Consider the following 22,256-nt stretch of genomic DNA (forward strand, 5'->3'; position numbering starts at 1 on the left):
TCCCGATTTGCGCGCGTGAAAGGCCGGTAAAAATGAACGAACAAAAAGTGTATGACGGTGCGCCGGGCGTGAGGGCTGAAAGGCTGAGCATGTCCTATGGCAGAACTGCCCCGTTAATTCTCGACTCGGTGGATGTGTCTTTCCCCGCGGGCAAATTCTCAGCCATCATCGGCCCGAATGGTTGTGGAAAGTCCACCCTGGTGAAGGTGCTTGCGCGGTTAGAAACACCGAGCGCAGGTGCGGTGCATATTGGCCAAGAAGACGCAGCTTTACTCTCGCGGCGAAAATATGCCCAGCGCGTTGCTGTGATGTCGCAGCAATCCGTAGCCCCTGAGGGGATTAATGTCCGAGAATTGGTTGCGCGAGGGCGCTTCGCTCACCAAGGATTTATGGGGTGGAGGAGCCAGGAAGACGAGCGTGCTGTTAGTCGTGCGCTAGCGGAGGTAGGCCTTGAGGAATTGGAAGAGGCCGAGGTGGCGGCGTTGTCAGGTGGTCAGCGTCAACGTGCTTGGCTGGCCATGGCTCTCGCACAGGAAACGCCTGTACTTTTCTTGGATGAGCCAACGAGTGCCTTGGATATTGGGTATCAGCATTCCTTCATGAAGTTGATGAAAGAGCTGGCGGGTAGCAAGACCCTCGTTGCGGTAATTCATGACTTGGCGCATGTGTTGCGTTATGCCGATTACGTCGTGGCGATGAAAGATGGAACGGTGTGGGATGCGGGCGCGCCGCGCGATGTCATTAACCCTGCCCTGATCGAGGATCTTTACGGCTTGGCAGTCCGCGTTGTGAATGCGGACGGAGAGCCAGCAATCGTCCCAGTGGGGTGAGCCGCCAATTGAGCAGCTTCATTTCCCCAGCGTGCTGGCAATAAATAAAAAGTTGAGTCGATCGGGAACAACTTTGAGTTTGTCCGCGTTGTGTAGATTGAGTGACCGGCGCTCAGGTTTGGATGACTTTGAGTGTTGCTTCTGTTAGAGTCGCTGACTGGACGCGGCAGAAGTTGAGTCGCGCATTATCAACTTAAGAACAAACCCAACCAAGCAAGGAGAAAAGATCATGGGACGCGCAGTAGGCATTGACCTCGGTACCACCAACTCGGTCGTTTCCGTTCTGGAAGGTGGCGAGGCAACCGTTATTGCTAACTCTGAAGGTGCACGCACCACCCCGTCCGTCGTTGCTTTTGCAAAGAACGGCGAAATCCTGGTCGGCCAGTCCGCTAAGAACCAGGCGGTTACCAACGTTGACCGCACCATCCGTTCCGTCAAGCGCCACATCGGCACCGACTGGACCATCGACATCGATGACAAGAAGTACACCCCGCAGGAGATCTCCGCTCGCACGCTGATGAAGCTGAAGCGCGACGCTGAGGCATACCTCGGTGAGGACGTTACCGACGCAGTTATTACCGTCCCGGCATACTTTGAGGACTCCCAGCGTCAGGCCACCAAGGAAGCTGGCCAAATTGCAGGCCTGAACGTTCTGCGTATCGTCAACGAGCCAACCGCAGCTGCACTGGCTTACGGCCTGGAGAAGGGCGAGCAGGAGCAGACCATCCTGGTCTTCGACCTAGGCGGCGGCACCTTCGACGTTTCCCTGCTGGAAATCGGCGACGGCGTCGTTGAGGTTATGGCAACCGCTGGTGACAACCAGCTCGGCGGCGATGACTGGGATCAGCGCATCGTTGACTGGCTTGTTGAGAAGTTCAAGTCCGCTAACGGCATCGACCTGACCAAGGACAAGATGGCCCTGCAGCGTCTGCGTGAGGCTGCTGAGAAGGCAAAGATCGAGCTGTCTTCCTCCCAGTCCGCAAACATCAACCTGCCGTACATCACTGTTGACTCCGAGAAGAACCCGCTCTTCCTGGATGAGACCCTGTCCCGCACCGAGTTCCAGAAGATCACCCAGGATCTGCTGGACCGCACCAAGGCTCCGTTCAACCAGGTCATCAAGGACGCAGGCCTGTCCCTGTCCGAGGTTGACCACGTCGTTCTCGTTGGTGGTTCCACCCGTATGCCGGCTGTTTCCGAGCTGGTCAAGGAAATGACGGGCCGCGAGCCGAACAAGGGCGTTAACCCGGACGAGGTCGTTGCTGTCGGCGCTGCTCTGCAGGCAGGCGTTCTGCGCGGCGAGGTCAAGGACGTGCTGCTTCTCGACGTCACCCCACTGTCCCTCGGCATCGAGACTAAGGGTGGCGTGATGACCAAGCTCATCGAGCGCAACACCACCATTCCGACCAAGAAGTCCGAGACCTTCACTACCGCGGAAGATAACCAGCCTTCCGTTCAGATCCAGGTCTTCCAGGGCGAGCGCGAGATGGCTTCCGCTAACAAGCTGCTCGGCTCCTTCGAACTCGGCGGCATCGCTCCGGCACCGCGCGGCGTCCCACAGATCGAGGTCACCTTCGACATCGACGCCAACGGCATCGTCTCCGTTTCCGCTAAGGACAAGGGCACCGGCAAGGAAAACACCATCAAGATTCAGGATGGTTCCGGCCTGTCCCAGGAGGAGATCGACCGCATGGTCAAGGACGCTGAGGCACACGCCGAAGAGGATAAGAAGCGCCGCGAGGAGCAGGAGCTGCGCAACCAGGCAGAGTCCACCTCCTACCAGACTCGCAAGTTCCTGGATGAGAATTCCGACAAGGTTTCCGAGGACGTTAAGACCCAGGTCACCGAGGCTGCCGACGCCGTCGATGAGGCGCTGAAGGGCGACGACATCGAGGCAATCAAGTCCGCAGTGGAGAAGCTGGGCACCGTCTCCCAGGAGATGGGCAAGCAGATCTACGAGGCACAGGCTGCTGAGGCCGGTGCTGAGGGCGCCGCAGCTGGCGCCGAGTCCGACCCAAACGTTGTTGACGCAGAGGTAGTCGACGAAGACGAGACCAAGGATGGCGACAAGTAATGACTCAGGACAGCGGAATGCCGCAAAACCCAGGCGACCCGGACAACACCGATCCGGAAGCAACCTCGGCGGACCGCGCTGAGGCAGCTGCCGCAGAAGCTCAGGAGGCCCAGGCTGCACAAGATGCGCAGGCTGACTCCGCCGAAGAGGCAGTACTCGATCCCACCTTGGACGCTGACCTTGAGGCAGCGCTTGCCGACGTCACTGAAGACGACGCCGCCGCAGAGGCTGAGGCTGATGCCACCGCCGATGCTGCGGAGGAATCCGGCAACGGCCTCGAGGCGCAGCTCGCCGAGCGAACTGAAGATTTGCAGCGTCTGAACGCGGAGTACACCAACTACCGTCGCCGCACCGAGCGCGAGCGTCAAGCTGTCATCGAGACTTCCAAGGCCAAGGTCCTGGCAGAATTCCTGCCTATCCTTGATGACCTAGAACTCGCACGTCAGCACGGTGACCTCGAAGCAGGTCCTTTGAAGGCAATCGCGGACAAGCTGATCGGCGTGCTGGATAAGAACAACCTCGTGGCCTTCGGCGCAGAGGGCGATGCCTTCGACCCAGAGATCCACGAAGCCGTTCAGGATCTGTCTAACGGTGGCGAGCAGGCAGTGGGAACTGTCCTTCGTCGGGGCTACAAGGTCGGCGAGAAGCTGGTGCGCACCGCGATGGTGATCATCGCAGATGCACCTAGCGCGACCGACGCTTCCGCGGACGGTACGGGCGGTAGCGATACCGCGAACTCGGAATCTGATTCCGAATAGGGTGAGGTGGCGTCAGGGTCTTATACCTTGGCGCCATTTCAGTCAGTAGCCCAGAAGCTGGCAGCCCCGGAGCGCGGGGCCGCACTGACTCTTGGCCGCTTTTAGAACACTTAAATAGAATTAGAACAACTTTTTTAGAAGCTCTAGCCCCCTAAAATCCACCGCAGTGGTGGTTTTCAAGAAAGGAGGGGATGCCCAGTGAGCGCTAAACCCGAATGGGCAGACAAAGATTACTATGCGGATCTGGGGGTCTCCTCTTCCGCGTCAGCAGAAGAGATCAAGCGCAGCTACCGCAAGCTAGCGCGTGAGAATCACCCGGACACTAACCCCGATAACCCGGCGGCAGCAGAGAAATTTAAGCGTGTTGCCGAAGCCTATGACGTGCTTTCCGACGCCACGACGCGCAAGGAATACGACCAGTTTAAGGCCATGGTCCGCAGCGGCGGTGGGTTTGGACGGATGGGAGGCGCCGGCTTTCCCGGCGGGTTTCGATCTTCGCACATGGGCCAAGGAGCGGCGGAAGAATTCGACCTCTCCGACATCTTCGGAGGACGATCGACTGGAGGAGCGTCTCAAGGCGGCGGTTTTGGGGATATCTTCGGTGGCGTTTTCAACCGCGGCGGTAGTGCTGGCCACACAGCTCGGCCGTCGCGGGGGGCCGACGTCGAAACGGAAATAACCCTCGAGTTCCGCGAGGCCGCAAAGGGCACCACGATTCCTCTGCAACTCACGGGTGAAGCTCCGTGCACCACCTGTCACGGTTCCGGTTCTAAGTCCGGTAAGACCTCGCAGTGCAAGAACTGCAAGGGCACCGGATTTTCCTCCGAAAACCGCGGGGCCTTCGCCTTCTCCGCGCCATGTACCGAGTGCGACGGTACGGGCCAGAAGATCGAGGACCCCTGCACTGACTGCAACGGCTCTGGCACGGTCCATCGAACCCGTTCGATTACCGTCCGCATCCCTGCTGGCGTCATTGATGGCCAGAAGGTCCGGTTGGCGGGCCAGGGTGAGGCTGGCCCCAACGGCACACCGGCCGGCGACCTCTTCGTCGCCGTCAAGGTAAAGCCGGACAAGGTCTTCACACGGGAGGGCGACGACCTGCACGTCACCGTGCCGGTATCCTTCGCCGAACTGGCGTTGGGCGACACCATTACTGTGCCGACCCTCGATTCCCCGGTCCGTGTCAAGGTTCCCGCGGGCACCTCAGACAGACGGACGTTGCGCGTGCGCAACCGCGGCGTCGCCAAGCGTGGCGGCAAGTCCGGTGACCTTCTAGTTACGGTCCAAGTGACCGTGCCAACGAATCTCGATGGCGCAGCAACCAGCGCTTTGCGCACTTACGCGCAGGCTGAACGGGACTCGGGCTTCGATCCGCGCGCTGGCTGGGAGGGCAACGTCTCCCACGGTAGTGCCGCGGGCAGCGCTTAAAGGAGGCAACGATGAGCAAGGAAAACCAGGCAGGCACCAAGGCGGTCTACGTGATTTCCGTTGCCGCCGAGCTCTCCGGTATGCATGCACAAACCCTGCGCACCTATGACCGCATCGGGCTCGTTTCGCCCGCTCGTACCCAGGGCGGCGGACGCCGTTACTCTGACCGGGACATCGAGTTGCTGCGCAAGATTCAGGTCCTCTCGCATGACGAAGGCGTGAACTTGGCAGGTATCAAGTCGATTATCGAGCTCACCGAGGAGCGCGACCAGCTAGAGGCCGAGCGCGATTCTTTGCTCGCCGAGGTGCAACAACTGCGCGAGCAGGCAGGCATGCGCCAACCGCGCGGCGAACTCGTGCACGTTCCGCGGTCCACCTCAGTTGTGATGTGGACGCCGCGGCGAAACCGTCGCCGAAGCGAAGCAGGAAACGATTAGAACTACCCCCGCTATCTGGATTGGATATAAATCCGGTTACCGGGGTTTTTCTGTATTCAGTAGAACCAGGATGGCAGCTCATTAACCCCGTTGTGAAGATTTGAGGCAAGAAAACAACAACATTTTGCAAAGCTTGTTATGATGGCAGCCAGAAATTGTGGGATGTCACACATTCTCCAACAGGGGTGACGTCACGCAGTTACACACAGCAACCCAACCTGTTGAAAAGAAAGGCTTCACCATGACCCACTACGCAAATCCCGGTACCGAAGGCGCTATCGTCAACTTCCGCGAGCGTTATGACAACTACATTGGCGGCGAATGGGTACCTCCGGTCGACGGCGAGTACATGGACAACATCACGCCGGTCACTGGTGAGGTCTTTTGCCAGGTAGCCCGCGGTAAGGAAGCCGACATCAACCTGGCTATCGACGCTGCGGAGAAGGCCTTCGAAACCTTCGGCAAGACCACTCCGGCTGAGCGCGCGCTGCTCCTGCACCGTATTGCGGATCGCATCGAGGAAAACCTCGAGAAGATCGCCGTGGCCGAGACCTGGGAGAACGGCAAGGCGGTGCGCGAGACCCTCGCGGCGGACATCCCACTCGCCGTCGATCACTTCCGCTACTTCGCTGGCGCCATTCGTGCGCAGGAAGGCCGCCTTTCGCAGATCGACCAAGACACCGTGGCTTATCACTTCCACGAGCCGCTTGGCGTCGTGGGGCAGATCATTCCGTGGAACTTCCCGCTGCTCATGGCCGCTTGGAAGATCGCGCCTGCCCTGGCCGCCGGCAATACCATCGTCATGAAGCCAGCCGAGCAGACCCCGGCGTCCATTCTTCTGCTCATCGATATCATCGGTGACCTTCTCCCCAAGGGCGTGCTCAACATTGTCAACGGCATTGGTGAGGAGGCCGGAACGGCCCTGTCCGGCTCCGATCGCATCGCCAAGATTGCGTTCACCGGCTCCACCCCAGTGGGCAAGATCATCAACAAGGCCGCAGCTGACAAGGTCATCCCCGTCACCCTCGAGCTGGGCGGCAAGTCCCCGTCCATCTTCTTCGCGGACATCATGGACAAGGATGACGCCTACCTCGAGAAGTGCGTCGAAGGCTTCGTGATGTTTGCGCTCAACCAGGGCGAGGTGTGTACCTGCCCGTCGCGTGCGCTCATCCACGAAGACATCGCGGACAAGTTCCTCGAGCTGGCTGTCGAGCGCGTCAAGAAGATCAAGATCGGGCACCCGCTCGACACCGAGACCATGATGGGCGCGCAGGCCTCCCAGGAACAGATGGAAAAGATTTCCGAGTACCTGGAAATCGGCCCGAAGGAGGGCGCGGAGACCCTCGTCGGCGGCAACGTGAACAAGGTCGAAGGCCTCGAGAACGGTTACTACATCGAGCCGACCGTGTTCAAGGGCACCAACGACATGCGCATCTTCCGTGAGGAAATCTTCGGCCCGGTGCTCTCTGTGGCTACGTTCAAGACCTTCGAGGAAGCCATCCAGATTGCAAATGACACAAACTTCGGCCTCGGCGCCGGTGTCTGGTCGCGCCACCAGAACACCTGCTACCGCGCGGGCCGCGAGATTCAGGCGGGCCGCGTGTGGGTCAACCACTACCACGTCTACCCAGCGCACAGCGCGTTTGGCGGCTACAAGGAGTCCGGCATCGGCCGTGAGAACCACCTCATGATGCTGGCCCACTACCAGGAGACCAAGAACATGCTGGTGTCCTACTCCGAGGAGCACGCTGGTCTCTTCTAAGTCTTTCGTTTCGAGCAGCTGCTGCTTGGGTTAGCGCCGAGCAATCCTTCCTAGGCCCCGCAGGAATGCGGGGTCTTCGAAGTATGAGCTGTGGTCACCGGGCAGACGGTTAGCCCCTGGCAGGGGTGTGGCGCCGAAGGCCGCGGAGCTCGGGTCCGGGCCGTGGATTCCACCGCCTGGGCCTGTGGTGGTGCCGATGGGATCGTGCGCGTTTGTCGACGCCCATGTGCGCGCTCTTAGCTCGCTAGCTGTTGTGGCATCGGTGCCGGGGCTGCCGACGAAGACCACGTCATCCGCAACGTTGTCGGCGCGCACTGCCTTTCCCGCCACCACAGAACCGTAGGAATAGCCCACGATTATTCGCTGCGCGCTAGGAAAGCGTTGGCCCACGGCGCGCTGGAAGCGCTGTAAATCCTGTGCGCCGCGTGTAGCTGGTGCCTCGTGCAGCGCCCCGCTTAGGTTGCGTGGCGCGGAGTATCCCATCCACGCCACGGCTGGACCGCCGGTCGCGTGCGCGATTGCCCGCGCGCGTTCGATGCCCCGCTGCCAGCCGCCGGGGTCCGAGGAACCAACGCCGCCGATAAACGTGGTGACGCTAGCGGCCGCGGTTCCCACCTTTGTCGGATCGACAAGCACCGCGACTCGGCCGGGACCTGCTTCGAGAATCTTTACGTCGGGATTGTTGGCGGCAAGGGCGGCTGCCTCCGGTGGGGCGGTGCTCAGTTGCATTTGGTGCAGGCTGTCTAAAGGCATCTCGGAGAAGTCTTCGAAGTAGTTGCCGCCCGGGGCGAGCTCCGGGGTGCATAGTGCATCGATTTGGGCGGCGCAGGCCCAGTCGAGGGCGTCAGCAAGAGCGTCAAGTGCATTCAACATTGTGCCCAGCTGATTGGACCACGGCTGGACCTCATCCATTCGGGTAAGCATGCCGATTGCCTGGGCGCGGAGTTCTTCGACGCGAGTAAGTAGGGGTTGGTAGCTCTCCAACACCAGTGCCGCGGCGCGCATGGCCTCGGCGGGAATCATGAGCTGGCCGGTGGTGGCCGAAAGCTGGCTCCGGGCGGCCTCCGCAAAGTCGCCGAAAATTGGCAGGCGTACCCAATTATCGAGCGAACCCTTAATAAATAAGTCGAGCTCAGCGCCTGAGTTGTGGAGGTGTCGTGCGCTCAGTGTGAGGCTTGCTGCACGATTCATTGCAGGCCCCCGTCCAGTGTCTGCGCCAGGTCTATGTCTAAATGCTGGGCATGGCCCAGGAATTGATCGAGGTTGTTAAGGGCGGCGTCGTGAAGCGCGGCGTTCTTGCTCAGCGTTGAATCCCACTTAGCCTGAATGCGGGCCAGCGCCGTTGCGGTGCGCGGGTACTCAGGCGGTGGGGGAGCCGTTGGGAGGTGCCGGCGGCCAAGAAGGGAACTGACGGTGGAACGGGCGGAATCTGCGATAAAGAAGTTCATAAACCCAGCCTTGCGGAAGATGTCAAGGATTTTCCATACCCAAATTCTCTGCGAGGGCAGATCTGTGGATAACTCATCGCGACTTGCGCTATTTTGGGTAGTCATGTTGGTAGCTGCAGTGCAAATTCAGACCGGCGGAGACATCGAGGAGAACCTCGAGTTGGCCGTGGAGAAAATCCGTGTGGCCGCGGAAGGCGGCGCGCAGCTCATCGTGCTGCCGGAGGCTACCTCCCAAGCTTTCGGAGCAGGTCGCCTCGACAAGCAGGCACAGGGGCTCGAAGGCAACTTCGTGACCACCATTCGTGCGGTGGCGCAGCAGCTCGGTGTCACCGTGGTGCTGGGCATGTTCAGCCCAGCGGACACCGTTGAGCGTGATGGCAAGACCATCAACCGCGTGAGCAACACTGCGCTCATCGCGGGGCCGGACGTTCTTGGCGGTTACGACAAAATCCACACTTATGACGCCTTCAATTACAAGGAATCCGACACGGTGCGCCCGGGTGAGGCGCTTGTGGCTTTCGACGTCGCCGGCATCACCGTAGGCGTGGCAATCTGCTACGACATCCGCTTCCCAGAGCAGTTCAAAGAGCTGGCTCGCCAAGGCGCCCAGGTCATCGTGGTGCCTACGAGCTGGGCTGATGGCCCGGGCAAGCTCGACCAGTGGCGCCTGCTCAGTGCGGCGCGCGCGTTGGATTCCACCTCGTACATCGTCGCGGCGGGTCAAGCCCGCCCGGGTGGCAAGGAAAAGGCCGGTGAGGATTCTGGCCCCACCGGCATTGGTCACTCCGTTGTCGTGGCGCCTGACGGCACCCGCGTAGTTGAAGCCGGCTACGAACCGGAGATCATCTATGCCGAAATTGATGCCGCGCTCGTGGAGAAGACGCGCAAGGCAATCCCTGTGCTCGAGGCTTAAGGCTCGCCCACCACGCTATTGCTTTGTCCACTCGGACTTTTTCCATGCGGCCCATGCGTCCCAGTCCTCCCAGCCGTCGAGATCGGCTGCGGAAGCTGCCCACTCATGTCCGCGCTGCCAGGACGTTTCTTCGATGTGCTCAGCTGGGACCCCGTGGTTGAGCAGCGCTTCGCGGGAAACCTCCACGCGGTCGGCTGGGCCAACCAGGATGAAGCGCTTGCGCTTAGCTGCCGTGCCCTCGTGCAGGAGGACAGCCTCCATAGGGTCTTCGGTGGACTCCACGCTAAAGCCCTCCGCCTGAGGCTGCGCGCCCAGCAACCACGGGTCTTGGGCGCTACGCGCGATGCAGTGCAGCGACAGTCGCGGTGCAAGGGCTTGGACGTTGGCTTGGAAATGCGTGTCGTAGTGCTCGCCCGGGGAGGGCATCACGCTGTAGATGCTGAGTCCTGCGGGAAGGTCATTGGAGTTCAAGCAATCCAGCAGCGCTGCGCGTGCGGCCGCCCAGCCGGTTCCGAAGCTAATCAAGGCGGTACCTGCTTGGCCTGCTTGCGAAGCAGCTTTTGTACGCAGCTCAAGCGGCTCGCCGGCAGGCGCGCCCAAAGTCCACCAGTCCCCAGGTTTGGCCTTGGCCAGCATGGAGGAGGCGTCGCCAGCTAGCGCCACGTGGAAGGTCAGCTGCCCGGTCGCATCGGCGGGGTGGGCTGGAGTGAGCATGCGCCATGTGCCGGGCAGCAGCTGCGAGGTGATGGGAAAGTGCTGGCCGGTTTGGTAGTCAATGGGAGCGCCGGATTCCACCCGGATGATGGCGGTCTTGCGGTTGGGGTGCTCGACCGCCACGACCTGGGCGCTGTGCGCAGGGGCGACGTCGGCGACGTCGTCAGCATGCGCTGCCTCCGCCATGGCTTGGCACACCATGTGGAGGGCGCGAGTGGCGACCTGCTGTTGGTGGCTGGTGAGCGCTAGGGCTTCGAAGCCTTTAATGAGGGAAGCTTCGAACTTGGGATAGATTTCCGGTGGGAAGCCGTGGCGGCGGTGCTCGCGGCCGAGTTGCTTGATGCGCTCGAGGGTTTCCGCAGGCACTGTGCCGTCGTCTTCAGCGGCGTCGAGTACCCAGGCCACGGCCGGGCCGAGCGCTGGGTGCGTATCGCGCATGGACAGGGCGAAAATCTGGCGTGACTCCGCCACGGTGGCGAAGAAGTGCTCGTGCACCGCGTCGCGGTAATCGTCAGCGTGTCTGCGTACGTGTTCGCCCAATTCCTTCATGTCAGTCAATCCTACTTGGGGCCTTGGAAGAAAGAGGACGAAGAAAGTGGGCTAGTCCCCCTCGGTTGAGCCTCGCTTTAGGCAATCTCGTAGCCAGTGACTGGGCCTTGGTCGTTCGGGATCCAACCGAGTTCCGGCGCTACGTGCTTGGCAAAGCTTTCCAGGATGCGCACGTTTACGTCCAAGCCCATGGTGGTGGGCACCGTGATGAGGAGCGTATCGGCGGCCATGATTGCCGGGTCAGCCTTGAGCTGTTCAATCAGCTTGTCCGGCTCGGCGGCGTAGGTGCGGCCGAAGGTGGAGGCGCCAACCTCCGGCAGGAAGCCCACCTGGTCGTGCCCGGTGGCCTGCATGCCGAAGCGCTGCATATCTGCGCCATCGACGATGGGGAAGATGGAACGCGAGACAGAAACGCGCGGGGTCCAGTCGTGGCCAGCTTCCTTCCATGCGGCGCGGAAGCGGTTGATCTGGTCCACCTGAATCTCGCCGAGAGTCTCAGCGGAGGTTTCCGAAACGAGGGTGGAGGACATAAGGTTTACGCCATCCTTGGCGGCCTGCTCCGCGGTGTGGTGCGTGCCAGAACCCCAGAAGATGTTCTTGCGCAGCTCAGGGGAGTGTGGGAAGACCGGTAGCTGGGAACCCGGCTGATACATGTTGGGGTACTGGTTCTCCAGTGGGGCGGCGGTGGCCATGCCATAGCCGTCGATGGCGGCCATGAACTTTTCGAAGTTGGCGCGGGCCAAGTCCGCGCCGTTGGGGGCCTCGGAACTGTAGCCGAAGGACTCCCAGCCGCGGTCGGCTACCTCGGGAGCGCCGCGGGAGACACCCAAGGCCACGCGGCCGCGTGCGATTTGGTTCAGGGAGGCTGCTTCCTCTGCCAGGTACAGCGGGTTTTCGTAGCGCATATCGATAACGCCGGTGCCCACCTCGATGTGCTTGGTGGAACCCGCCACTGCGCCCAGGAGCGGCATCGGCGCGGAGGCTTGCGGCACGAAGTGGTGGACGCGGAAGGAGGCGTTGTTGACGCCGATTTCGTCCGCGGCTTGTGCAAGGTCGAGGTGGATCTTGGCCATGTCCTCGGCCGACGGGCCGCGCTGTCCGCCGAAGGCGTAATGACCAAAGCTTAGAAAGCCGAATGCTTTCATATCTAACTCCCTAATTTTATTGACGTAACAACAAAAAGGTTAACACTTTTAGCTTGAAGCGTCGAGTGTGCGGAGAGCTTACACGGCAGCCCGCGCCGCGAGCCCGGCCTGACCGGCGCCGATGACGGCGAGGTGAAAGTGGGGCTGTGGGATGCCGGCGTTCGAATTTACTCTCGCCACTGTAATACCTAGGAGGGGTAAGCTTGTTGGGCAATGATTGAATTCGACAACGTCTCGGTCCAGTATCCGAGAACCCCGACCCCCGCGGTGGAGAGCTTTTCCTATGCCCTGCAGCCGCGCAAGACCACCATTCTGGTAGGCCCTTCAGGCTGTGGGAAGACCACCCTTTTAAGGTTGGTTAACCGGATGGTGGAGCCATCCCACGGTCGAGTGCTTATCGATGGCATTCCTGTGGCCGAACGCGATGCTGTGCATCTGCGCAGGTCAATTGGTTATGTAATGCAGAACTCCGGGCTTCTGCCGCACTTTACGGCGCTCGACAACGTGGCCGCGGTGGCCAGGCTGAGTGGGGCCACTAAAAAGCAAGCGCGGGAACAGGCGGCCCAGTGGCTGGAGCGAGTCCACGTCGCCTCCGAATTCTTCGACCGCTACCCAGGTGAGCTCTCCGGCGGCCAGGCGCAACGCGTGGGCGTGGCCCGTGGCCTCGTGGCCGACCCCGACATCGTGCTCATGGACGAGCCTTTTGGCGCTGTTGATCCAGTGGTGCGCCGCGAGTTGCAGCGTGAGGTCCTGCAGCTGCAGGAGGACATCGGCAAGACCATCCTCATGGTCACCCATGACGTTGATGAGGCATTTTTGCTTGGCGACGACGTGGTGCTCCTCGGAGAGCGCGCCCACATCCGTCAGCACGGCAAAGCGGAGCAATTCATTACGAGCCCCGCCAGCACCGAGGTTGAGCACTTCGTGGGGTTGGAAGCTAAGCGCCTCCATGTTGAGACCTGCGACGGGCGCAAGGTGTTGGTGGGCGAAGACGGAACGGTGGCCGGAATATTGGCGGATGGTCCCGCATGAAGTGGGACTGGTTAAGCAGCAACTTTTCGCGCTTGGTGGAGCTGGGCATCGCGCACGCTAACTTGGCGTGGCCGCCTATCCTGCTTGCTTTGCTGGTGGCGCTGCCAATTGGCTGGGTGGCGCACCGCTACCGGCGAATTCGCGAGATTGTCGTGGGCCTGAGCAGCGCGCTCTACATCATTCCTTCGTTGGCGCTGTTCATCTTGCTGCCTTTGGTTATTGGAACTTCGGTGTTGTCGTCACTCAACGTGATCATCGCGATGACACTGTACGGGCTGGCCTTGCAAGTGCGCTCCACGGCGGATTCCTTCGACACCGTCCCAGCGGCGGTGGCTTCTGCGGCGACCGCGATGGGATACTCGCCGCTGCAGCGAGTGTTCCAGGTGGAGCTACCCCTTGCAGGACCTGGCATTATCGCCGGCCTGCGCGTGGTCTCTGCCTCGACGATTTCGCTCATCTCAGTGGGTGCGCTGGTGGGCGTGCACTCTTTGGGCACGCTTTTTACCGAAGGGTTCCAGCGCAACTTTCCCACGCAGATCATCGCGGGTTTTGTAGGTACCGTGTTGCTCGCTGTGCTCTTTGACCTGCTGCTTGTCCTTATCGGGCGTGTGCTGCTGCCCTGGGCTAGGAAAGCGTCATGAACTTTCTTCTAGAGGCCTTTTCATTCATCGCTGATGGCGCGAATTGGAGCGGTGCAAATGGGTTGGGGCAGCGCCTGTTGGCACACTTGGGCTATACCCTAGCGGCAGTGACAATCGCAGCCGTCGTCGCTTTGCCCTTGGGTGTCCTGATGGGGCACACGCGTCGCGGCGTGAACGGCGTCGTTGCTGTGTCGGGCGCATTGCGCGCGTTGCCTTCTTTGGGTCTGCTGACCTGGCTGACCCTGGAGTTTAGTTTCGGGGTGCGCATTCCCGTAATTCCGGCGATTGTAACGCTCGTCATTTTGGCTATCCCGCCGATGCTGGCGGGTACAGTTACCGGCGTGATGGCCATTCCGCGCGGGGTGGTGGACTCGGCCCGAGCTGCGGGATTTAGCGAATCGGACATTGTGCGGCAGGTGGAGCTGCCGCTTGCCGCGCCTTCCATCGTGGGCGGCATACGCTCTGCGGCGGTCCAGGTGCTGGCCACCGCGACCATCGTGGCTTATATCGGGTTGTCTGGGCTGGGCCGCTACCTCATTGATGGCTTGGCGCTGCGTGACTACCCGCAGATGCTTGTCGGCGCACTCATGGTGGCTCTTTTGGCATTAGCTGTCGACGGTGTCTTGGCGCTGTGCCAGCGATTGCTACGCCCGAATACGGGCATGCGGAACTAAGTCTGTGGCCGGAGGTAGCTACAAGAGTTGGACGCTGAGGAGGCATATAAAGAAGGCATGACGGAATGAATCTGGGTACCGTGGAGTTAGCGCAGTTAAAAACTCAACAGTTTTTGTCGCTACGTCTAGATACAACGCTCCTTACTCCCTAGCCCGGAAGGTATGTCTCATGCGCTCATTTTCACTTCTTCACTCTGGCCTGCAGCGCGGTACCTTGCATCGCGGCGTGGCCGCGGTTTGTGCAGCTGTCACCAGCGCGGCCCTTCTGGCGTCGTGTAGCTCCGCGGATCCTACGGCGGAGCCGGGGGCGTCGGAAAGCGCCGGCGATAGCAAGACCATCGTCATCGGTACCGCAAACTTCCCAGAGTCCGAGATCTTGGGCCAACTGTGGGCCGCGACCTTGGAGGACGCAGGCTTCGATGTCGAAGTGAAGTCCGGGATTGGTTCCCGCGAGATTTATATGAAGGCCCTAGAAGAGGGAACTGTGGACATTGTGCCGGAATACACCGGCAACTTGGCGCAGTTCTACAAGGCGAAACTTCCTAGCGGGGCTGATGAGCAGAAGGTTTATGAGGCACTCGAAGGCGTGCTGCCCGAAGCGCTTGCCGCTGGCGCATTCGCCCCCGCAGAATCGAAAGACGCCTATCATGTGACGCCTGAGGTAGCGAAGAAATACAAGCTAGCTTCCCTCGCTGACCTGAAGAACTTGGACGAGATTAAGCTGGCGGGAAACCCGGAGCTTGCGGAGCGTCCGTACGGCCCACGCGGACTCAGTCAAACCTATGGCGCGGACGAGGACAAGTTCACCATGCACGCAATTTCCGATGGTGGCGGCCCGCTGACTATTGCGGCGCTTTTGGAGGGTGAGGCCAACGTAGCAGATATTTACACCACCTCGCCCATCCTGGATCGTGATGGCAAAGAGGTAAAACTTGTGCGCCTGGAAGATCCCCAGAACCTGGTAGCCCCGCAGAACGTTGTACCTGTCTACCGCAGTGCGGATGTTCCGCAAAAGGCGGTGGAGGCACTCGATAAGTTTGATGGAAACTTAAAGACTGAAGACCTTGTAGCGATGAACTTAAGAAATTCCGGTAATGAGAAGGCGGAGCCGGCTGCTATCGCCCGCGATTTTATTGACGCGTCTTAAAAATTTTCCCTTATTTGGAGCCGATTTTTTCAATTCCTTCCTGACTTCCTGATTACCTGCACCGGCGCAAACTGGAATGCCTACGCGGACTTGACCTCCGGGAGCGCGCTGAACATATTTATGATTCGTTTCCTGAGGATACTTTCCTAATCTCGCGTACATCGGCAATGCCTGTGGCGTATATCGACATGGCTGTTTCGCGGCCAGTGCTTCTGCCGATACTTGTGTTTAACGTGGGAAAGGGCGGGCAGCGTGCTCGTAGTACGGCGACCTAGCTCTACTCTTGCGGTTTTCTCCCAATTTTCGGGGAAGGCCGCATTTCTTATGCATTGTGGTTGCACAGGGCGGCTCTGCACCCGGCATTCAAAACTTGAGTCTGGTACGCTCAGGCGGGAAAATGGAAAAATTTGAAGTTGAGTGGAACAAACTCAACTTTATGTGCGTTGAGATAAGTAGCAGCGAAGGAAAAGTCCTTCGAGCTGTGGAAACATAACAAATCTAACTTCACAAACTCCGACTTAACTTCCAAGGAGGAAGCCATGAGTGCTTTCAACCCCACCACCAAAACCCAAGAGGCCCTGCAGCAAGCGCTGCAGACTGCCTCGTCCAATGGCAACCCGGACATCCGCCCGGCCCACCTGCTCGCTGCAATCCTTAGCCAAGAAGAGGGCATTGCGGCCCCGGTCCTGAAGGCCACTGGCGTGGATCCGGAGACCGTGCTCAAGGAAGCGCGCGGCCTTGTTGATTCCTACCCCAAGGCTGAGGGTTCCGGGATGGCGAATCCCAACTTTAACCGCGACGGGCTCAACGTCCTGACCCGCGCGCAGGAGCTCGCCGGCGAGCTCGGTGATGAGTACGTCTCCACCGAGGTGCTGCTGGCAGCTATCGCAGGGTCCAAGACGGATGCTGCTGAGCTGCTTACCTCACGCGGCGCTACTTTCGACGCCCTCAAGGGCGCTTTCCCCTCCGTGCGCGGTGCGGCCAAGGTGACCTCTGAAAATCCCGAAGAACAGTTCCAGGCACTTGAGAAGTACGCCACCGACCTGACCGCTCGTGCGCGTGAAGGCAAGATCGACCCGGTCATCGGCCGTGACCAGGAAATCCGCCGCGTGGTTCAGGTCTTGAGCCGCCGCACCAAGAACAACCCGGTCCTCATCGGTGAGCCCGGTGTTGGTAAGACCGCCATCGTTGAAGGCCTGGCCCGTCGCATTGTGGCTGGTGACGTACCTGAGTCCCTCAAGGGCAAGACCTTGCTGAGCCTGGATTTGGGCTCGATGGTCGCCGGTGCGAAGTACCGCGGTGAATTCGAGGAGCGCCTCAAGGCTGTCCTCGATGAGATTAAGGCTTCCGACGGCCAGATCATCACCTTCATCGACGAGCTGCACACTATCGTCGGCGCAGGCGCCACGGGTGAAGGCTCGATGGACGCCGGCAACATGATTAAGCCGATGCTGGCTCGTGGTGAGCTGCGCCTCGTGGGCGCAACCACCCTCGACGAGTACCGCAAGTACATCGAGAAGGATGCTGCGCTTGAGCGCCGCTTCCAGCAGGTTTATGCCGCTGAGCCTTCCGTCGAGGACACCGTTGGTATCTTGCGTGGTCTGAAGGAGCGCTACGAGGTGCACCACGGTGTGCGCATCATGGACTCCGCGTTGGTTGCTGCGGCCGAGCTGTCGAACCGCTACATCACCAACCGCTTCCTGCCAGATAAGGCAATCGATCTCGTGGACGAGGCTGGGTCCCGCCTGCGCATGGAAATTGACTCCTCCCCGCAGGAGATCGACGAACTCGAGCGCGTGGTCCGTCGTATGGAAATCGAGGAGCTGGCGCTCAAGAAGGAGACCGATGCTGCCTCCCAGGATCGACTTTCCAAGCTGCAGCAGGAGCTGGCTGACGAGCGTGAGAAGCTCGGTGAGCTCAAGGCTCGCTGGGTCAACGAGAAGAAGGCTATCGATGAGGTCCAGCGAGCGAAGGAAGAGCTCGAGGACCTGAAGCGCCAGGCTGAGATTGCAGAGCGCGACGGTGACTACGAGTTGACTTCCGAGCTGCGTTACGGCCGCATTCCGGAGCTGGAGAAGCAGGTTGCCGACGCCGAGATTCGCGCCAACGCTCAGTCCAACACCATGCTGACCGAGGAAGTCACCCCGGACACCATCGCTGAGGTCGTCTCGGCATGGACCGGCATCCCGGCTGGCAAGATGCTGCAGGGTGAGACCCAGAAGCTGCTCAACATGGAGGCCGAGCTGGGCCGCCGCGTGGTGGGTCAGAAAGAAGCGGTCAAGGCCGTCTCCGATGCCGTGCGCCGCGCTCGCGCGGGCGTTGCTGACCCGAACCGCCCGACCGGTTCCTTCCTCTTCTTGGGCCCGACGGGCGTTGGTAAGACAGAGCTGGCCAAGGCTCTGGCTGACTTCCTCTTCGACGATGAATCCGCCATGGTCCGCATCGATATGTCTGAGTACGGCGAGAAGCACTCCGTTGCGCGTCTTGTCGGTGCCCCTCCGGGATACGTTGGCTACGATGCCGGCGGCCAGCTCACGGAGGCCGTGCGTCGCCGCCCGTACACGCTCGTGCTTTTCGACGAAGTGGAAAAGGCGCACCAAGACGTCTTCGACGTTCTGCTGCAGGTTCTCGATGAGGGCCGCCTGACCGACGGCCAGGGCCGCACCGTGGACTTCCGCAATACGGTCATCATCCTGACCTCGAACCTCGGTGCTGGTGGCACCAAGGAGGAGGTCATGGAGGCCGTCAAGCGCAACTTCAAGCCGGAGTTCATTAACCGTCTCGATGATGTCGTGATGTTCGAGTCCCTGTCCTCCGAGCTGCTGGCCGGCATCGTCGACATCCAGCTCGATGCTCTGGCATCGAGGTTGCAAGGCCGTCGCCTCAACCTGCAGGTTTCCGACGCCGCCAAGCTGTGGCTCGCGGAGCGCGGCTATGACCCGGCTTATGGTGCCCGCCCGCTGCGCCGCCTAGTACAGCAGGCCATCGGCGACCAGCTGGCTCGCCAGTTGCTGGCTGGCGACGTCCTCGACGGCGACACCGTCCACGTCGATGTCGCTGAAGGCGGCGAGAGCCTCGAGCTCAAGGCACTCGGCTAAACGAAGTCGCGCCCACAACGCGCCTAAGTAGTAGCTAAACCAGGCACTGGAAGCCGCTGCAGCGGGGAAGACTCCATATAAGGAGCCTTCCCCGTTTCTTTAAAGAGAGTTCCCGCATGGGCGGCCCCTCGGCAGGAAACTCCGCGTGCCCCTAGAATCAGGGACATGAGCAATTTGGTTTCTCCGAGCGAACTCCAACAATCCATCTATCGCGGCGACCGCGTCGCAGTTCTGGCATCCCTATGGGCTCCCGGTGAAGGGGAGGCCTACAACCAGTTCACGTCCCTCCACATTCCTACAGCGCAGTTTGCCGACGCCGCACACTCCTTCGTTGGCCTTCCAGGTTCCAAGGTGGGTCGTAACCCGCTTGTTAACCCGGAGCGTCTTCAGGAAAGCTGCGAGGAATGGGGCCTGCGCCCTGATTGGCAGATCGTGGTCTACGACGAGGGCCGTGGTCTCTTCTCTGCCCGCGCATGGTGGACCCTGCGCTGGGCAGGCTTTAAGAACGTTCGCATGCTCGACGGTGGCCTAGCCAACTGGCGTCGCCAAGGCTTTAATACATTGACTGGCCCGGGCAACCTAGGCCTAGCCACCGAAATTGAGATCACCCCAGGCTCGATGCCTACCGCGACTATCGAGGATGTCAAGGCACACGAGGGCCTTCTCATCGACTCCCGCACAGCTAACCGCTTCGCTGGCCGCCGTGAGCACCTTGACCTCAAGGCCGGCCACATCCCAGGAGCTGTGAACCTCCCTGAGCGATTGTTCCACAACCTGGATCAGACCATCAAGAGCGACGATGAAATCCTCGACATCCTCGATGCTGCCGGAATCACGCAGGACAACGTCCAGGACGCAATCATCTACTCGGGCTCCGGCAACCACTCCGCACTGACAATCGGCATCCTGGAGAACCTCGGTTTCACTGGCCTGCGCCACTTCGTCGGCGGTTGGTCCCAGTGGTCAGCTAATCCGGACAACCCAATCGAGCGCGGCGACCGCACCCACGTCTAAAAGCCAGCGCGCCAGCTCACGCACCCCAAGACTTCCTACTAAAGTCTTGGGGTGATGCCTTATCTAATCATTCTCCTCGCTCTTGCCTGCGGCGTCGCGGGCGTTGCCATCCTGCTTATAGAAAAGCGTCAACGTTCCGCTCAGCTTGGCGGCGTACCTACCCCTAATATCCCTGCCATCGAGACTGCCGAACCGGAAGCGCCGGAAAACCACCAGACCGCAACTCCAGCCCCGGTGGCGGCTCCGCATCCAGAACCTGAACCAGCCCCTGCCGCCAATATAGAGCCAGAACTGGCCGCCGAGCCGGTTGCCGAATCGGCACCAGAACCCACGCCAGAGTCGGGCGGTGGCCGCTCCCATGCCACACGAGCTCGCAGCTTCGTGCCGGGCTCCATGCGCCGCGGCCGCAGGGCGTGGGGCGAAGAGCATGGTTTTGAGTACACCAAGCAGGACGATTACCTTGCCGATGAATGGATGCGCGGAGCCGCCGCTTTGGGCGCGGCGCCGAAGGACATCGTCGCAGGCTTCGTGCACGGCCACGAGATGCTGATGATGGACCTGGGCGGCATCAACGTCATGGCCATGCGCACTGGCGCTACCTCCGACATCGTGGTGGATTTCCGCCGCGTGGGGATTGAGGAGGACTCAGCCTCGGAAGACCTATTCATGGTCGATGAAATCGAAGGCTTTGAAGTCTTCGCCACCGACGTGGGCGTCGGCAAGCGGCTCATCGATGAGCGCCTCGAAGTGGCGCTCCACCTCCTGCCCGCCGAAGTCACCGCTGTGTGGATGGAGTCCGAGTGGGTACTCGCGCAGACCACCAAACACGCACGTGCTGCGGAGTGGGACGCCATGCTCGCCCCCATGGCCAAACTTGCCGACGTCGCGCGTGTCCTCCCGCCGCGTTCTTCCGCGGCGCAAGTCCTCCGCGTCGAGGAGCTCGACCCTAGCCGTGAGATCCCCGCCCCTCCGCAGGCAGAGCCGACCGGCCCCACCCTGGTCCCAGACCACGAGGAGATCCAGCGCCCGCACATCCAGCGGCCTGAGGAGCCTGTGGAGCTGCCCAGCCGCACGCGCAGCGAAGTCCGCGGCGTAGTTGACCACAGCGCACTTGGCGCTGATGAAGTCGACGCCATTGCTGATGGTCGCGAGCGCCCGCTGCCCGATAAAGCGCAGGCCCGTATGCGCCGCAACCTCAACCGCCGCTCGACCATCTTCGGTGACGAAGACTCGAACGAGTAGTCTTTAAATCGGTTAAACCCTAAAACCCCGCAAACAATCTAAAGCACTCAGCATTAACGCGAAGGAGCGCCATGAGCTTGGATTCACAAAAGAAGGCCCGTCTGGCAGAGCTAGTCAAGGAGCTTGCCGTTGTTCACGGCAAGGTCACCTTGTCCTCCGGTAAGGAGGCCGACTACTACGTCGACCTGCGCCGCGCGACCCTGCAGCATGAGGCTTCCCGCCTCATCGGCTCGCTGCTGCGTGAACTCACCGCCGACTGGGATTACGTCGCCGTCGGTGGCCTGACCCTAGGCGCAGACCCAGTTGCTACCTCCGTGATGCACGCTGATGGTCGCGACATCGATGCCTTCGTCGTGCGCAAGGAAGCCAAGAAGCACGGCATGCAGCGCCGCATCGAGGGCTTCGACGTTGCAAGCCAGAAGGTGCTCGTTGTCGAAGACACCACCACCACGGGCAACTCCCCGCTGACCGCGGTGGCAGCACTGCGCGAGGCTGGCGCGGAGGTCGTCGGCGTGGCTACCGTCGTGGACCGCGCTACAGGTGCTGACAAGGTCATCGCTGAAGAGGGCTTGGAGTACCGCTACCTGCTGAGCTTGGAAGATCTTGACCTCGCCTAAGGAAGAACCCCGCGAGCGCTTGCAGGAGGAGACTTCTGCTAAGGGCCCTACCGAATGGAACGAAGGACGGCACGGAGTCGGCCCATGGGAAGGCCCGCTGCCGGAAGGCCCGCAGTACGATCCCGAGCTGCTTCGCGACGGCGATCACCGCAACGTGGTGGACGCCTACCGCTACTGGAGCAGGGAAGCTATTACCGCGGACATCGATAAGCGCAGGCATGCGCTCCACATCGCCATCGAGAACTTTGAGAATGACTCGAACATCGGCACCGTGGTCCGTACCGCCAACGCCTTTGCCGTGGATACCGTTCACATCGTGGGGCGTCGCCGGTGGAATCGCCGCGGCGCCATGGTGACTGACCGCTACCAACACCTGATGCACCATGCCACCGTCGCTGAGCTTCTGGAATGGGCGAGTGATAAGGGGCTTACCGTTGTAGCGATCGACAACACTCCCGGCTGCGTTCCCCTTGAGACTGCGGAGCTTCCCGAGCGCTGCTTGTTACTGTTTGGCCAGGAAGGGCCTGGTGTCACCCAGGAGGCCCAGGACGCTGCGATGATGACGTGTTCCATCGCCCAATTTGGTTCGACGCGCTCGATTAATGCGGGCGTTGCAGCAGGCATTGCGATGCATGCCTGGATCCGTCAGCATGCTGACCTCGAGCAAGCTTGGTAAAAGCGTGGTAAATCACTATTCGGAATGGATAGGATGAAGTAACAAAAACATAATCGG

Annotated in this window: 20 protein-coding genes; 16 read left to right on the plus strand and 4 right to left on the minus strand. The window is 60.8% G+C overall.

The genetic code is table 11. The features are described from left to right. The 6 genes from HMPREF0308_RS06045 to exaC all read left to right on the plus strand — a co-directional run. A partial coding sequence (locus HMPREF0308_RS06045; protein WP_005529724.1) for an ABC transporter ATP-binding protein occupies positions 1–830 on the plus strand: 830 nt, incomplete at its 5' end. Between the two features lie 229 nt (positions 831–1,059). Continuing rightward, positions 1,060–2,904 (plus strand): molecular chaperone DnaK, encoded by a 1,845-nt coding sequence (gene dnaK / locus HMPREF0308_RS06050; RefSeq protein WP_005529726.1) that lies wholly within the window; start codon positions 1,060–1,062, stop codon positions 2,902–2,904. Further along, complete coding sequence (gene grpE, locus HMPREF0308_RS06055) at positions 2,904–3,662, plus strand: nucleotide exchange factor GrpE (protein ID WP_005529727.1); 759 nt, start codon at positions 2,904–2,906, stop codon at positions 3,660–3,662. The genes dnaK and grpE overlap by 1 nt, the downstream gene beginning before the upstream one ends. Positions 3,663–3,860: 198 nt before the next feature. Continuing rightward, a complete protein-coding gene (gene dnaJ / locus HMPREF0308_RS06060) occupies positions 3,861–5,090 on the plus strand; it encodes a molecular chaperone DnaJ (protein WP_005529729.1) in 1,230 nt (409 codons plus the stop codon). 11 nt (positions 5,091–5,101) lie between these two features. Further along, complete coding sequence (locus HMPREF0308_RS06065; RefSeq protein WP_005529730.1) at positions 5,102–5,527, plus strand: heat shock protein transcriptional repressor HspR; 426 nt, start codon at positions 5,102–5,104, stop codon at positions 5,525–5,527. A 241-nt stretch (positions 5,528–5,768) separates the two neighbouring features. Further along, positions 5,769–7,289, plus strand: a complete 1,521-nt coding sequence (gene exaC / locus HMPREF0308_RS06070; protein ID WP_005529733.1) for an acetaldehyde dehydrogenase ExaC — start codon at positions 5,769–5,771, stop codon at positions 7,287–7,289. A 30-nt stretch (positions 7,290–7,319) separates the two neighbouring features. On the opposite strand, the gene HMPREF0308_RS06075 is transcribed toward exaC, so the two are convergent. Continuing rightward, a complete protein-coding gene (locus HMPREF0308_RS06075; protein ID WP_005529734.1) occupies positions 7,320–8,480 on the minus strand; it encodes an alpha/beta hydrolase in 1,161 nt (386 codons plus the stop codon). Continuing rightward, entirely contained in the window at positions 8,477–8,737 is a 261-nt protein-coding gene (locus HMPREF0308_RS06080; RefSeq protein ID WP_034657090.1) for a hypothetical protein, read from the minus strand. The genes HMPREF0308_RS06075 and HMPREF0308_RS06080 overlap by 4 nt, the downstream gene beginning before the upstream one ends. A 103-nt stretch (positions 8,738–8,840) precedes the next feature. Here HMPREF0308_RS06080 and HMPREF0308_RS06085 point away from each other — a divergent pair, with 103 nt between their 5' ends. After that, a complete protein-coding gene (locus HMPREF0308_RS06085) occupies positions 8,841–9,650 on the plus strand; it encodes a carbon-nitrogen hydrolase family protein (RefSeq protein WP_005529738.1) in 810 nt (269 codons plus the stop codon). Positions 9,651–9,665: 15 nt separating this feature from the next. On the opposite strand, the gene HMPREF0308_RS06090 is transcribed toward HMPREF0308_RS06085, so the two are convergent. Together HMPREF0308_RS06090 and HMPREF0308_RS06095 are read right to left on the minus strand one after the other, a co-directional pair. After that, positions 9,666–10,913 (minus strand): FAD-binding oxidoreductase, encoded by a 1,248-nt coding sequence (locus HMPREF0308_RS06090; protein ID WP_005529740.1) that lies wholly within the window; start codon positions 10,911–10,913, stop codon positions 9,666–9,668. 77 nt (positions 10,914–10,990) lie between these two features. Beyond that, entirely contained in the window at positions 10,991–12,058 is a 1,068-nt protein-coding gene (locus tag HMPREF0308_RS06095; RefSeq protein ID WP_005529742.1) for an LLM class flavin-dependent oxidoreductase, read from the minus strand. A 213-nt stretch (positions 12,059–12,271) separates the two neighbouring features. Between HMPREF0308_RS06095 and HMPREF0308_RS06105 the strand changes: the two genes are divergently transcribed. The 9 genes from HMPREF0308_RS06105 (at position 12,272) to HMPREF0308_RS06145 (ending at position 22,199) form a co-directional block, all read left to right on the plus strand. Beyond that, positions 12,272–13,090 carry an ATP-binding cassette domain-containing protein gene (locus HMPREF0308_RS06105; RefSeq protein WP_005529744.1) on the plus strand — a complete coding sequence of 273 codons (819 nt, stop codon included), beginning with the start codon at positions 12,272–12,274 and terminating at the stop codon, positions 13,088–13,090. Then, the gene (locus HMPREF0308_RS06110) at positions 13,087–13,731 is read left to right on the plus strand and encodes an ABC transporter permease (RefSeq protein ID WP_005529745.1); all 645 of its coding nucleotides are present in this window, start codon (positions 13,087–13,089) and stop codon (positions 13,729–13,731) included. The genes HMPREF0308_RS06105 and HMPREF0308_RS06110 overlap by 4 nt, the downstream gene beginning before the upstream one ends. Beyond that, the gene (locus tag HMPREF0308_RS06115; RefSeq protein ID WP_005529747.1) at positions 13,728–14,405 is read left to right on the plus strand and encodes an ABC transporter permease; all 678 of its coding nucleotides are present in this window, start codon (positions 13,728–13,730) and stop codon (positions 14,403–14,405) included. Before HMPREF0308_RS06110 ends, HMPREF0308_RS06115 begins: the two co-directional genes overlap by 4 nt. A 169-nt stretch (positions 14,406–14,574) precedes the next feature. Beyond that, positions 14,575–15,552, plus strand: a complete 978-nt coding sequence (locus HMPREF0308_RS06120; protein ID WP_005529749.1) for a glycine betaine ABC transporter substrate-binding protein — start codon at positions 14,575–14,577, stop codon at positions 15,550–15,552. Positions 15,553–16,091: 539 nt separating this feature from the next. After that, entirely contained in the window at positions 16,092–18,650 is a 2,559-nt protein-coding gene (gene clpB / locus HMPREF0308_RS06125; protein WP_005529752.1) for an ATP-dependent chaperone ClpB, read from the plus strand. Between the two features lie 165 nt (positions 18,651–18,815). After that, complete coding sequence (locus HMPREF0308_RS06130; RefSeq protein ID WP_005529754.1) at positions 18,816–19,664, plus strand: sulfurtransferase; 849 nt, start codon at positions 18,816–18,818, stop codon at positions 19,662–19,664. Positions 19,665–19,718: 54 nt separating this feature from the next. Further along, the gene (locus HMPREF0308_RS06135; RefSeq protein ID WP_034657092.1) at positions 19,719–20,906 is read left to right on the plus strand and encodes a type III secretion system chaperone family protein; all 1,188 of its coding nucleotides are present in this window, start codon (positions 19,719–19,721) and stop codon (positions 20,904–20,906) included. Between the two features lie 71 nt (positions 20,907–20,977). Continuing rightward, complete coding sequence (pyrE, locus tag HMPREF0308_RS06140) at positions 20,978–21,523, plus strand: orotate phosphoribosyltransferase (protein ID WP_005529758.1); 546 nt, start codon at positions 20,978–20,980, stop codon at positions 21,521–21,523. Beyond that, entirely contained in the window at positions 21,510–22,199 is a 690-nt protein-coding gene (locus HMPREF0308_RS06145) for a TrmH family RNA methyltransferase (RefSeq protein WP_005529761.1), read from the plus strand. The genes pyrE and HMPREF0308_RS06145 overlap by 14 nt, the downstream gene beginning before the upstream one ends. The last annotated feature ends 57 nt before the right edge of the window (positions 22,200–22,256 follow it).

Source organism: Corynebacterium striatum ATCC 6940, assembly GCF_000159135.1.
Lineage (GTDB): Bacteria > Actinomycetota > Actinomycetes > Mycobacteriales > Mycobacteriaceae > Corynebacterium > Corynebacterium striatum.

Bases quoted from the DNA above. Each gene is read 5' to 3' on its own strand.
- pyrE (WP_005529758.1), top strand. From the start codon at position 20,978: ATGAGCTTGGATTCACAAAAGAAGGCCCGTCTGGCAGAGCTAGTCAAG.
- HMPREF0308_RS06075 (WP_005529734.1), bottom strand. From the start codon at position 8,480: ATGAATCGTGCAGCAAGCCTCACACTGAGCGCACGACACCTCCACAAC.
- HMPREF0308_RS06090 (WP_005529740.1), bottom strand. From the start codon at position 10,913: ATGAAGGAATTGGGCGAACACGTACGCAGACACGCTGACGATTACCGC.
- grpE (WP_005529727.1), top strand. From the start codon at position 2,904: ATGACTCAGGACAGCGGAATGCCGCAAAACCCAGGCGACCCGGACAAC.
- clpB (WP_005529752.1), top strand. From the start codon at position 16,092: ATGAGTGCTTTCAACCCCACCACCAAAACCCAAGAGGCCCTGCAGCAA.
- exaC (WP_005529733.1), top strand. From the start codon at position 5,769: ATGACCCACTACGCAAATCCCGGTACCGAAGGCGCTATCGTCAACTTC.
- HMPREF0308_RS06065 (WP_005529730.1), top strand. From the start codon at position 5,102: ATGAGCAAGGAAAACCAGGCAGGCACCAAGGCGGTCTACGTGATTTCC.
- dnaK (WP_005529726.1), top strand. From the start codon at position 1,060: ATGGGACGCGCAGTAGGCATTGACCTCGGTACCACCAACTCGGTCGTT.
- HMPREF0308_RS06080 (WP_034657090.1), bottom strand. From the start codon at position 8,737: ATGAACTTCTTTATCGCAGATTCCGCCCGTTCCACCGTCAGTTCCCTT.
- HMPREF0308_RS06130 (WP_005529754.1), top strand. From the start codon at position 18,816: ATGAGCAATTTGGTTTCTCCGAGCGAACTCCAACAATCCATCTATCGC.
- HMPREF0308_RS06110 (WP_005529745.1), top strand. From the start codon at position 13,087: ATGAAGTGGGACTGGTTAAGCAGCAACTTTTCGCGCTTGGTGGAGCTG.
- HMPREF0308_RS06120 (WP_005529749.1), top strand. From the start codon at position 14,575: ATGCGCTCATTTTCACTTCTTCACTCTGGCCTGCAGCGCGGTACCTTG.
- HMPREF0308_RS06115 (WP_005529747.1), top strand. From the start codon at position 13,728: ATGAACTTTCTTCTAGAGGCCTTTTCATTCATCGCTGATGGCGCGAAT.
- HMPREF0308_RS06135 (WP_034657092.1), top strand. From the start codon at position 19,719: ATGCCTTATCTAATCATTCTCCTCGCTCTTGCCTGCGGCGTCGCGGGC.
- HMPREF0308_RS06105 (WP_005529744.1), top strand. From the start codon at position 12,272: ATGATTGAATTCGACAACGTCTCGGTCCAGTATCCGAGAACCCCGACC.
- HMPREF0308_RS06095 (WP_005529742.1), bottom strand. From the start codon at position 12,058: ATGAAAGCATTCGGCTTTCTAAGCTTTGGTCATTACGCCTTCGGCGGA.
- HMPREF0308_RS06085 (WP_005529738.1), top strand. From the start codon at position 8,841: ATGTTGGTAGCTGCAGTGCAAATTCAGACCGGCGGAGACATCGAGGAG.